The sequence below is a fragment of the Streptomyces clavuligerus genome, from assembly GCF_005519465.1.
GTDB lineage: Bacteria > Actinomycetota > Actinomycetes > Streptomycetales > Streptomycetaceae > Streptomyces > Streptomyces clavuligerus.
Genome location: NZ_CP027858.1, coordinates 477,435 through 489,129, shown reverse-complemented (window position 1 = coordinate 489,129; position 11,695 = coordinate 477,435). Strand labels below are relative to the sequence as shown.

General features: G+C 75.1%; 4 protein-coding genes. All 4 read left to right on the top strand.

Features of this window, described 5'->3' with window-relative positions:
- Nucleotides 1-251 precede the first annotated feature (251 nt).
- The 4 genes from CRV15_RS01920 to CRV15_RS01900 all read left to right on the top strand — a co-directional run bounded on the left by CRV15_RS01920 (nt 252) and on the right by CRV15_RS01900 (nt 11,620).
- On the top strand, nt 252-1,895 hold the full coding sequence (locus CRV15_RS01920; protein ID WP_009998055.1) for a non-ribosomal peptide synthetase: 1,644 nt from the start codon (nt 252-254) through the stop codon (nt 1,893-1,895).
- A 364-nt stretch (nt 1,896-2,259) separates the two neighbouring features.
- Complete coding sequence (locus CRV15_RS01910) at nt 2,260-9,534, top strand: non-ribosomal peptide synthetase (protein ID WP_029183130.1); 7,275 nt, start codon at nt 2,260-2,262, stop codon at nt 9,532-9,534.
- A gap of 2 nt (nt 9,535-9,536) precedes the next feature.
- The gene (locus CRV15_RS01905) at nt 9,537-10,496 is read left to right on the top strand and encodes a class I SAM-dependent methyltransferase (RefSeq protein ID WP_230864189.1); all 960 of its coding nucleotides are present in this window, start codon (nt 9,537-9,539) and stop codon (nt 10,494-10,496) included.
- Nucleotides 10,493-11,620: a cytochrome P450 family protein gene (locus CRV15_RS01900; protein WP_003962562.1), complete on the top strand. Its 1,128-nt coding sequence runs from the start codon at nt 10,493-10,495 to the stop codon at nt 11,618-11,620. Before CRV15_RS01905 ends, CRV15_RS01900 begins: the two co-directional genes overlap by 4 nt.
- Nucleotides 11,621-11,695 lie beyond the last annotated feature (75 nt).

Below are 11,695 nucleotides of genomic sequence, written 5' to 3'. Positions count from 1 at the left end.
AAGATACTGGCCAGGCCATGGCGCCGAACAGACCGGCGGGACAAAGTTTTTCTCGACAGTCTCATAATTGCCTTTGCGGTCGGGGTGCCGGGTGAGTGCCGGTGTAAGCACCCCGTCGACCTCGTTGACACCGATCCGCGTCATGGGACAGAGTTCCCCCTCGTTCCCCCAATGGATTTTCGTGGGTCACGGAGTGTGAAACCGCAGTGGACGCGCGAGCGGACAAGGTGAATCCCTTATCGGCCGGGACGATGGTGGGGATGTTCCGGCGCCGGGTCGCCCGGGCCCCGGAGTCGATCGCGGTGGTCGCCGCTGACGGCACGCTCTCCTACGGTGAGCTCGACGCCCGCGCTTCCGCGGTCGCGGGCGGGCTGCGAGACCGTGGGGTCGGGCCGGACGACATCGTCGCCGTCGCGATCCCGCGCGGCGCGGACCTGGTGGTGGCCGTCGTCGCCGTACTCGCCGCGGGAGCCGCCTACCTGCCGGTCGACCCCGCCCAACCCCCGGACCGGGTGGCCGCCGTGCTCGCCGACGCCCGTCCCACCCTGGTGCTGACGCCGCGGGAGCTGCGGGCGCTGGAGGCCGCGGCGGCGTCCGCCGCCCCGGTGGCGGAACCCGATCCGGCGTGCGCCGCCTATGTCATCTACACCTCCGGCTCGACCGGGAAGCCCAAGGGCGTGGTCGTTCCCCATACGGGGATCGCTCATCTCGTCGCGGCGCAGAGGGAACGCTTCGGTGCCGGACCCGGTGCCCGGGTGTTGCAGTACGCGTCGGTCGGCTTCGACGTGGCCGTCGCCGACCTGTGCATGGCGCTGCTCACCGGGGCCGCGCTCGTTCTCGCGCCGCCCGAGGGCCTTCCGCCCGGCGAACCGTTCGCCCGGTTCGTCGCCGAGCACGGCGTCACCCATGTGTGCATGCCGCCGAGCGCGCTCGCCGCCCAGCCGGACATGGCGCTGCCTTCGGTCGCCTGCCTGATCGTCGCGGGGGAGGCGCCGGGCCCGGACCTCGTCGCCCGATGGTCCGCCGGCCGCCGGATGGTCAATGCCTACGGCCCGACCGAGACGACCGCGTGCGCCACCATGAGCGCCCCGCTCACCGGCGGCCCGGTGGTGCCGATCGGGACGGCGATCCCCGGCACCGAACTCCGTGTGCTGGACGAGACGTGCGCCCCGGCCACCGAGGGCGAACTGTACATCGGCGGCGCCGGGGTCGCGCGCGGCTATCTGGGCCGTCCCGGGCCGACCGCGCAGCGGTTCGTCGCCGACCCGTGGGGTCCGCCCGGTTCGCGCATGTTCCGCACCGGAGACCTGGTCCGTGTGCTGCCCGACGGTGACCTGCAGTTCCTCGGCCGGGTCGACGACCAGGTGAAGATCCGCGGCCACCGGGTCGAACCGGCCGAGGTGGAGGCCGCGCTCGGCGCCCACCCGGCGGTGGCGCGGGCGGCGGTCGTCGCCCACTCCGGACCGCTCGGCGCCTACCTGGTGGGCTACGTGGTGCCGCGCGGGGCGAGCGTGCCGGACCTGCGCGCGCACCTCGCCGAGCGGCTGCCGGCCCATCTCGTCCCGGACATGATCGAGGTGGTCGGGCACTTCCCGTCGACCCCCAACGGAAAACTGGACCGGGCCGCGTTCGCCGTGCCCGCGCCGCGGGCGTCGGGCGGGCTCGCCGACGACCTCGCCCGGTTGTTCGCCGCGGTGCTGTCGGTGGACCCGGTCACCCCGGACGACGACTTCTTCGCCCTCGGCGGCACCTCGCTCATGGCCACCGCGCTGGTCAGCCGGATGCGGGTCGAACTGGGCATGGAGGCGACCGTCGCCACCGTGTTCGAGGCATCCACACCCGCCGATCTCGCGGCAGCCCTGCTCTCGGTGGACCCGGCCAGGGGCCGGACATGAACGTCGTCGTCCGGGCGGGTACGGCCGGAACCGGGCCGGTGATCCGGCCGGACCGCGGCGGCCACCGGGTGGACGCGGTGGAGCGGCGCGGTGGACCGCGCGGCACGAAAGGCCCGGACGCCGCGTCGACCAGCGGCGGGCCGTCCGAACGCGGACGGGCGGCATCGCGCGACATCGGCCCCCTCGGGGAGGCCCCGGCCCGGGCGGTTCCCCCGCGCGGGCGGATCGTCCGCCACCGTGGCCGGGTCACCCGCCGGCCCTGGCGGTGCTGCACCGGGTGGCCGCCGACGCGCCGTTCCCACGGGCGGACCCGGAGCATCCGACGGCGTACCGGCACCGGTTCGGAGATTCGGAGAGCGCACCGATGACGATCCCGCTCCCGCCAGGGGCTCGGCGCTTGTGGTTCCTCGACGCGTTCGCCGACGGCGCACCCCTGCACAACAACCCGGCGGTGTTCCGGTTGGCCGGTCCCGTGTCGGTGGACGCGCTCCAGCGCGCGGCGGATCTGGTGGTGGCCCGGCACCCGGCGCTGCGCACGACCTTCGACGAGGTCGACGGCGAGCCGGTCGGACGGGTGGGGCCGGTGGGCGCCGCCGATGTCGTGGTGCGGACGGTGCCGGACGCGGAGGTGTTCGTGCCGCAGGCCGCACGGGAGCCGTTCGACCTGCGCACCGGGCCGCTGTTCCGGATACGTCTGGGCCGGATCACGCCGACCGACCACATACTGGTGATCAACACGCATCACGCGGTCGTCGACGGTATGTCACTGTCGGTGCTGTGCCGGGAGATCAGCGCCGTGTACGCCGACCCGGCCCGGCCGCTGCCGGACCGTCCTGGAGCGCCACCGGACATCATCGACCACGACCCGTCCCGGCGGGTCGCCGATCTGGACGGTGTGCCGGACCTGCTCACCCTGCCCACCGACCGGCCCCGCCCGAGGATGCGCGCCTTCCGGGGGGAGTTGCGCCGCCACGCCGTCCCCGGGGGTCTCACCGCGCGGGTCGACGCGCTCGCCCGCGCCACGCGCGCCACCCGGTTCGTCGTGCTGTATGCCGCGTACGCCGCCACGCTGGGCACGACGGCGGGCCAGGACGATGTCGTGGTCGCCACCCTGGTGTCCGGGCGGCCGGGGCCGGAGTTCGCCGGCGTCGTCGGAATGTTCGTGAACCCGGTGCCGTTGCGGGTGGGGATCGGCGGTGATCCGACCTTCCGCGAGCTGGTGGCCAGGGCCCGCCGCGCGGTCGCGGCGGGACTGGGCAGCGCGGCCGTCCCGTTCGACCGGATCGTCGAGGCGGTCGGCGCCTCCCGCGACCCGAGTCACGCACCGCTGTGCCAGGCGCGCCTCGTGATGCAGGACCCACCCGAGGTGGTGCTCCCCGGCGTGCGGGCCGACCGGATGCTGCCGGACACGGGAACGGCCGACGTCGACCTCACCGTGATGGTGGAGTCCGGCGGCGCGGAGATGGCCGTGGTCACCGCGCACGACACGGACCTGTTCGACGGCGCGACGGTCGACGGTGTCGCCGGGCGGCTGCTGGCCCTGCTGGACCGTGCGTGCGCCGACCCGGACCGCCGCTTGTCGGCGTTGACGGCGGGGTCCTCGGTGGTGGCCGCGCCGGTGGCCGGGCCGGCCGGTGCCCCGGCGCCGTCGACCGTGCTGGAGCTGATCCGGTTCGGCACGGACGGCCGCGCGGTGGGTGAGTTGTCCTACGCCGGGCTGGAGCGCCGTTCGGCGGCGCTGGCCTCGGTGCTGCGGGCGCGGGGCGCCGGGCCGGAGACGTGGGTCGCGGTGGACCTGCCGCGCGGCACGGACCTGGTGGTGGCCATCCTCGGGATCTGGCGGGCGGGCGCGGTGTACGTGCCGGTGGAACCGCTGTGGCCCGAGCCGAGGCGCCGGGCCGTCACCGAGGCCGCCCGCGTCGTGCTGACCGGGATCCCGGAGCTGCCGGAGGAGTTCGAGCGCGTCGAACCCGGAATCGCGCCCGAGTCACTGGCGTACGTGCTCCACACCTCCGGGTCGACCGGCCGCCCGAAGGCGGTGGGTGTGCCGCACCGCGCGGTGGCCGGGATGCTGGCCCGGTCGACGGCGTTGGTGGGGCTGGGCGCCGGGGACGTGGTCGCGGCCATGACCTCCCCGGCGTTCGACATCTCGGTGTGGGAACTGGTGGGGCCGCTGACCGTGGGCGCCCGGGTGGCGCCGATACCGCCGGAGACCGTTGTGGACGGTCCCGCGCTGGCGCGGCGTCTGCTGGCCGAGGCGGTCACGGTCGTCCAGGTCACCCCGTCGGTGTGGGCGGTGCTGGTGGCGGCCGGGGGCGTGCCGGAGTGCGTGCGGGTCCGGGTGTCGATCGGGGAGGCGCTGACACCGGAGCTGGCCGGGTCGCTGGGCGGGGCCGAGCTGTGGAACGCGTACGGCCCGACCGAGACGACGATCTGGTCGACCGCCGAGCGGGTGCACCGGGGCAGCCGGTTCGGCATCGGCGGCCCGCTCGACGGCGTGGCCGTGTATCTGCTGAACGCGGGCCTGCGACCGGTCGACGACGATGTGGTCGGCGAGGTGTACGTGGGTGGTTTCCCGCTGGCACGCGGCTATCTCGGCGCGCCCGGCCGGTCGGCGACGAGCTTTGTCGCCGACCCGTTCTCGCCGGTCCCCGGCGCGCGCATGTACGCGACGGGCGACCTGGCGCGGCGCCGGCCGGGCGGTGTCGTGGAGTTCGTCGGGCGGGTGGACGCGCAGCTCAAGGTGCGGGGTCACCGGGTGGAACCGGCCGAGGTGGAGGCGGCGTTGCGGGCGGACCCGGAGGTCGCCGACGCCCGCGTGGCCGGTGACGGTGACCGCCTGGTGGCCTATGTGATCCCGGCCGCCGGGCGGCCCCGCTGGCCGAGGGTGCGGGAGCGGCTGAGCCGTGTCCTTCCCGCCTACCTGGTGCCGTCGGCGATGGTGTCCGTGGACGCGTTCCCGTTGACCAGCGCCGGAAAGCTGGACGTACGCGCTCTGCCCCCACCGGCGGAGGACGTCGCCGCGCCTGATCCCCACCCGGGTCCGGAGACCACGATCGCGGAGATCTTCGCGCGTCTGCTGGCCCGCCCGGTCAACCGCGACGACGACTTCTTCCTGTCCGGCGGCCATTCCCTGGCGGCGGTGAAGGCCGTCGCCGAGATCCGGGCGTCGACCGGCAGGGAGGTGACGGTCAGAACCCTGTTCGCCAACCCCACCGTCGCCGCCCTGGCCGCCGCGATCGACGCGGGCCAGGGCGATCCCGATACCCCCGATACCCCGGGGCCGGTGCCCGCTCCACCAGGACGGCTGTCCGGCCCGCAGCACGGACTGTGGATCATCCACCAGGCGGGCCAGGACAACGGCGCCTACGTCGTGCACGCCGCGTTCCGGCTGGAGGGTGTGCTCGACGAGGCGGACCTGCGCGCCAGGTTCGTCCACACCCTGGCCACCCATCCCGTCCTGCGATCGGCGATCGTCGTCCATGACGACACCCCGCTGCTGAGCGCGGCGCCCTACACGGACGCGTTGCCGGCGAGGGCCTGGCGCACCACCGACCTGAGCGCTCACGCGGACCCGTGGCCCGAGGCCGAACGCCTGGCCGCCCGGGACGCCGACCACCCCTTCGACCTGACCCGGTGCCCGTTGGTGCGGGCCCACCTGATCAGAACGGCCCCCACGACCCATCTCCTGACGATCACCACGCACCACATCATCTGCGACGACACATCGATGGCGATCCTCCTGACGACCCTGACCACCGTGGACCCGGGCTCCTCGCCCCTGTCCGGCGCCACGGATGTCCAGGGGCCGAGGGCCGCGCCCAGCACGAGGACCGGCGCACCGGGAGTGCCGGTCCCCGCGCCGGCAGCCGTGGTTCCACGGCAGCGGACCACCGCATTCTGGGCCGAGACACTCCGCGACGCCCCGCCTGCCTCCGGACCCCCGCCGGACCACCCCTGTGGCACGGCCCCGACCCCCGCGCCGGGCGGATCGCCGCACCCGGAATCCGGCCCGGGCGCTGTCCCCGGTGCCGCCCACCGGTTCACCGTCCCGGCGGGGCTCACCCGCCGCTTCGCCGCCTGGTGCCGGGGCGAGCGGGCCACCGTCTTCGCCGGTCTCCTCACCGTCTTCGCCATCGTCTGCTCCACCCGGAACGATGGTGACGACCTCGTCGTCGGCGCCCCGGTCAGCACCCGCCCGGCCGGGTGGGACGACGTGATCGGCATGTTCGTCACGACCCTCCCGCTCCGGCTCCGCACGAACCGTCGAGCCACCCCCCGCGAGCTGCTCGCCGATGCCACCGGGGTGGTGGCCGACGCGATGGACCACGCCGACATCTCCCTGGCCGACATCCTCACCACGGTCCCCACCCCACGGGAGGGCCATCCCCTGTTCCGGACGATGCTGGTCCTCAACCGTGAGACGGCCCCCGTCACCTTCACCGGCCTGACCGCCACCCCGCTGCCGCTCGACCGCGCCACCAGCCGTTTCGACCTCACCCTCCACATCAGGGAACGCGAGGGCGACTGGCCCGCCCTCATCGACTACCGCACCGACCGGTACGAGGCGGACACGATCACCAGGATCGCCGACCAGGTGCTGGCGGTCATGGAGGCCGTGGTCCGCCACCCCGGTCTTCCCCTGTCCCACCTGGACCTGTTGTCCCCGGCCGACAGCGCCGTCCACACCGCCCTCGGCACCCGCTCCGATCCAGCCTCCGCCGGCGGACCGGACACGCCGTCCACCGGCCCGGCCGTCCACACCCGACCGGCCGCCACGACCGTGGTGGACCTGATCGCGGCCCACACCGCCCGGACCCCCGACTCCACCGCCGTCCTCGACCTCGCCGCCGCTCCCCTCACCTACCGCGAGCTGGACCGCAGATCCTCAGCCGTCGCCCGCCACCTGCGCGAGGCCGGCATCCGGAGCGAGGACCCGGTGGCGATCACCATCCCGTCCAGCGCCGACGCGATCGTCGCGATCCTCGGCGTGCTCAAGGCGGGCGGATGCTTCGTCCCCATCGACCCCGCCCAGCCGCCCTCCCGCCGGCACGCCCTGATCACCGCCAGCGGTGCGAGGGCCGTCCTGACCCGCGACACCCTCCCCGCCACCGGTCACCACGGACCTGTGCCCATCCACCCGTCCCAGCTCGCCTACATCGTCCACACCTCCGGCTCCACCGGCGAACCCAAGGGCGTCGGCGTACAGCACGACACCCTCCTCAACCTCACCACCGCGCTCGTCGCCGAACACGGCCTCACCGCCGCGCACCGCCTCCTCACGGTCCCGCCCCTGCACTTCGACGCCGCGTTCGGCGACATCTTCCCGGTCCTCGCGGCCGGGGCCACCCTGGTCATCCACCCCGACCCGGGCGGCCTCACCGGGCCGGACCTCCGCAGGCTCTGCGTCGAGCACCGACTGTCCGCGGTGAACACGGCGGCTCCCCTCTGGCAGCGCTGGGTGGCCGATCTCGCCGGGGAACGCCTCCCGTTGGAGACCATGATGGTCGGCGGCGACATCGTCCCGGCGGTGACCGTCCACGCGTGGGCGAAGCACGGCATACCCCTCCACAACCAGTACGGCCCGACGGAAGCCACCGTCTGCGCGACCACCCATCGCACCGTCGACGGCCGCGAGCACCCCACCCGGCTGCCGATCGGCCGCCCGCTGCCGAACGTCCGCGTCCACCTCCTCGACCGTGCTCTGCGCCGGGTGCCCGTCGGCGTGGTCGGCGAGGTCTACATCGGCGGGATGGCGCCCGCCCGGGGGTACCGGGGAAACCCGGCCGCGACCGCCGCGGCGTTCCCCGCCGACCCGTACGGCGCCCACCCCGGGGCCCGTATGTACCGGACCGGCGACCTCGCGAGGCTGAGCCCGCGCGGCACGCTCGACTTCGTCGGCCGGGCCGACGACCAGGTCAAGATCCGCGGCAACCGGGTGGAGCCGGGCGAGGTGGCGGCCGTGCTCGCCGCGCACCCGGCCGTCGCGGAGGCCGTGGTGGTGGCCAGGGGCGACCGCCTCATCGGCTATGTCGGCGCCCCGGCCTCGGCCGCACCCGGCCGGAACACGCCCGGTCCGACCGGCCCCGGCCCACGGGCCGCCGTCCCGGACGTTCCCGGCCTGCGCGCCTTCTGCGCCGACCGCCTGCCCGCGTATCTCGTGCCGGACACCGTGGTCGTCCTCGACGTCCTTCCCACCCAGAGCACCGGCAAGGTCGACACCACCGCCCTCCCCGAGCCCCCCGCCGGCCCCTCCGCCCCGGCCGAGCCGCCCCGGACCGCCACCGAGCGGGCCGTCGCCGCCATCTGGGCCACCGTTCTCGGCCGGTCCGACGTGGACCGCACCGCGGATTTCTTCGCCATCGGCGGGCACTCGCTCATCGCCGCCCATGTCCTCGCCGCCGTCCGCGACCGCCTCGGTGTCACGGTGCCGATGCGCACCCTGTTCACCGCGCCCACCGTGGCGGCGTTCGCGGCAGCCGTCGACGACGGTGCCCCGGCCGATCTGCCCACGGTCGACCGGTTGCGCGCCGACGCCGTCCCCCCACCCGGAATCCGTCCCCGCACCGCCCGCCCGTCCGGCGGCCTCCCGTCCGGCGGCTTCTCGGCCGGCGCACCGCGCCGGATCCTGCTCACCGGCGCCACCGGTTTCCTCGGCCGCCACCTCCTCGACCAGCTCCTGGCCCGGACCGACGCCCGAATCCACTGCCTCGTCCGCCAGGGCTCGATCGATCGGCTGCCGGTCGCCGACCGGGTGATCCCGGTCCCCGGCGACCTGTTCGCACCCGGCCTCGGCCTGTCCACAGAGGATCACGACACCCTCACGACCGTGGACGCGATCTACCACAGCGCCGCCGTGCCGCACTTCGCCGTGCCCTACAGCACCCTCAAACCCGCCCATGTCGACGCCACCGCCGCGATCCTGCGCCTGGCCGGCGACAGCGGTGCCCCGCTGCACCTGATCTCCACCCTCGGCGTCTTCCTCGGTGACGCCTACGACGGCCGCGTCGTCACCGAGGCCGACGCTCCCACCGACCCGAGCGGCCTCACCAGCGGCTACGACCTCAGCAAATGGGTGGCCGACACCATGGCCGCCGCCGCCCGCGGCCACGGCCTGCCCGTCTCGATCCACCGCATCGCGGCCATCGTCGGCGACACCGCCACCGGCGCCGCCGACCCGCGCTCCGCGTTCAGCCGCTGGCTCACCGGATGCGTCGCCGCGGGCGCCGTCCCGGACACCGCCGAGGTGCTGGACATGGTGCCCGTGGACACGGTGGCCGCGGCGATCGTCGCGCTCTCCCGGGCCCCGGACCACCGCTGCCGGGACCACCACTACCACGGCGACGGCGGCCTCACCCGCGCCGCCGTCGCCGCCGCCCTCACCTCGGCCGGTCACCCGACCGAGGTGGTGCCGTACCACCGATGGCGGGAGCGGATGCTCGCCGACCCGGCCGGGCCCTTCGCCCCGCTCGCCTTCTCCCTGCCCGAACGCCCCCGCTCGCACCCGCGGTTCGACTGCTCCCGCACCTGGGCCGCCGCGGCCGGGGCCGGGGTGGGGTTCCCCCCGGCCGACGAGCGAATGCTGCGCAGGCACCTGGACTTCCTCACCGGTGCCGGCGCGCTTCCCGGAGGTGAATGATCATGCCCTTGCCCGAAGAACCCTCCGGGGTCCCGGCCCCGGTACCGGACCGGCTCGGCGCGCCCGGGCACCGGGCCATGACCGTCGGCGCCCGGCTCGGGGCGTTCACCGCGCTGGAAGCCGGTCCGCTCTCCGTCGCGGAGCCGGCCACCACGATCGGCGGTGCCCCGGCCGGGGCGCGTAGCCCGGTGCACGTCCCGGTGGCCTTCGGCTGCCTGCGGCGTGCCGACGACCACGACGGGGTCACGACCGCCGCGACGCCCGGCCCGGTGGACGGCGAACCGCGCCGACCCAAGCCTCTGTCCGAGCACGGGGCCGACGCCGCGGACACCCTCCGCACCGGCACGCCCCGCCGCGCCTTCTCCACCTGGCCGCGCGAGCGCCCCGCCACCGAGGCCCGCCTGCGCCGTATGCCCGCCGCCGCGGACCCGGCCGACGGCATCGCCACCGCGCCACCCCCTGCGGCGACCGTCCCGGACATCGGGGGTGGCCACGGCGACCGCACCGTCGAACGGTGCCGCCGCCCGGACAGGGGGGCCACCGTCTTCGACCTGCCCGGGACGGTCACGGCCCGCCGCGAAGAAGCCCCGCCGGACCGGGTGACGGCGCGGGCGGGCGACCGCCTCACCGACGAGCCGGGTCCCGGGCACGACCTGGTGCCGCCGTTCACCGTCCCGCACGGCCACCACATCGAGGAATGCCGAGGGCTGTTCCGGCGCGCGGCGACATCGCCGCCCCCCACGGGAAGCACCGCCGTCCTCGACCGTGACCGGGAACCACCGGCCGGGCCGGGCCCGGCCGCGGCCGGGTTCCTCGGCGTGTTCGACCTGCCTCTGTGGCAGGGCCACGGCGGCGGCGTGCGCCGCCGCGCCGATCTCGTGGCAGGGCCGACCGGGACGCGGGTCGTGCCGCTCGCCGCGTCCCGGCCGGCGAGGCCGCTGAGCGCCGGTCGGCCGTCGTGACCGCCGACCCGTACCCGGGCTACGCCTGGTTGCGCGAGCACGACCCGGTCTGCCCCGTCGACGACCCGCATGCCCCGGGCCGGATGTGGCTGGTGACCCGGTACGACGACGTCCGCGCCTGCCTGGCGGACCGCCGCCTGGGCAGCGGCGCCCCGGTCAACCCCGACCCGCACCCGCCCGGCCTGTCCCGTCTGGACGATCCCCGACACGCCGGGCTGCGCCGGCTCGTCGCCCCGGCGTTCACCCCCGCCGCGGTGTCCCGCCTGCGCGATCGCACCGCCCGGACCTGCGCGCGGGCCGTCGATTCGTTCGCCGGGCGGGGGCGCGCGGACCTCGTCGCCGAGTACACCCGGGAGATCCCCGTCGCCGTCGTGCACGATCTGCTCGGCGTCCCGGAGGCCGAGCGCGCGCCCGCCGCCGACGTGCTGGACATGTGGTACCGCGCGAAGTTCCAGCAGCCGCGTGACGAGGCGAAGCTGGCCGAGATGCTGGGCTACGTCCGGAAGCTCGTGGCCTACAAACGATCGCACCCGGGGGACGACCTGCCGACACGGCTGATCGAGTCGGGCGCGCTGACCGGGGACGAGCTGGAGGTGATGGTCATGACGCTGATCGGCGCCGGCCACATCACCACGATCCAGTTCCTCGGTACCACCGTCCTGCGCCTGCTCGACCACCCCGTCCGACGAGCCGCCCTGCTCGGCGGCGACATCGACTGGTCCCAGGCGATCAACGAGCTGCTGCGCCTGGACCCGCCGGACCACGTGGCGGAGTACCGGTACGCGGGTGAGGACCTGACGATCGGGGACGCCCGTGTGGCAGAGGGCGACACGGTGCTGCTGTCGCTGGCGGCGGCGAACCGCGACCCGAACCGGTTCCCCGACCCCGACGCCCTGGACCTCACCCGTGACGCCCGCCCGCACCTGGCGTTCGGCCACGGCGCGCACACCTGCCTGGGCAGCCATCTGGTGAAGCTGGAGACGGAGATCGCGATCACCACGCTGTTCGGCCGTCTGCCGGACCTGACCCTGGACATCCCGAGCAGCGAGGTCGACTGGGGCTACGCCCCGACGTTCCGCGGCCCCCGGGCCCTCCCGGTCACCTTCACCCCCCTGAGCCGATGACCTCGTCCCTCCGCTGGGGGAGGCGACGGATCGCCGGAACTCGACCCAGCAAGAGGTCTCTCAAGGTGGGTCCGG

Bases quoted from the DNA above. Each gene is read 5' to 3' on its own strand.
- CRV15_RS01910 (WP_029183130.1), top strand. From the start codon at position 2,260: ATGACGATCCCGCTCCCGCCAGGGGCTCGGCGCTTGTGGTTCCTCGAC.
- CRV15_RS01905 (WP_230864189.1), top strand. From the start codon at position 9,537: ATGCCCTTGCCCGAAGAACCCTCCGGGGTCCCGGCCCCGGTACCGGAC.
- CRV15_RS01920 (WP_009998055.1), top strand. From the start codon at position 252: ATGGTGGGGATGTTCCGGCGCCGGGTCGCCCGGGCCCCGGAGTCGATC.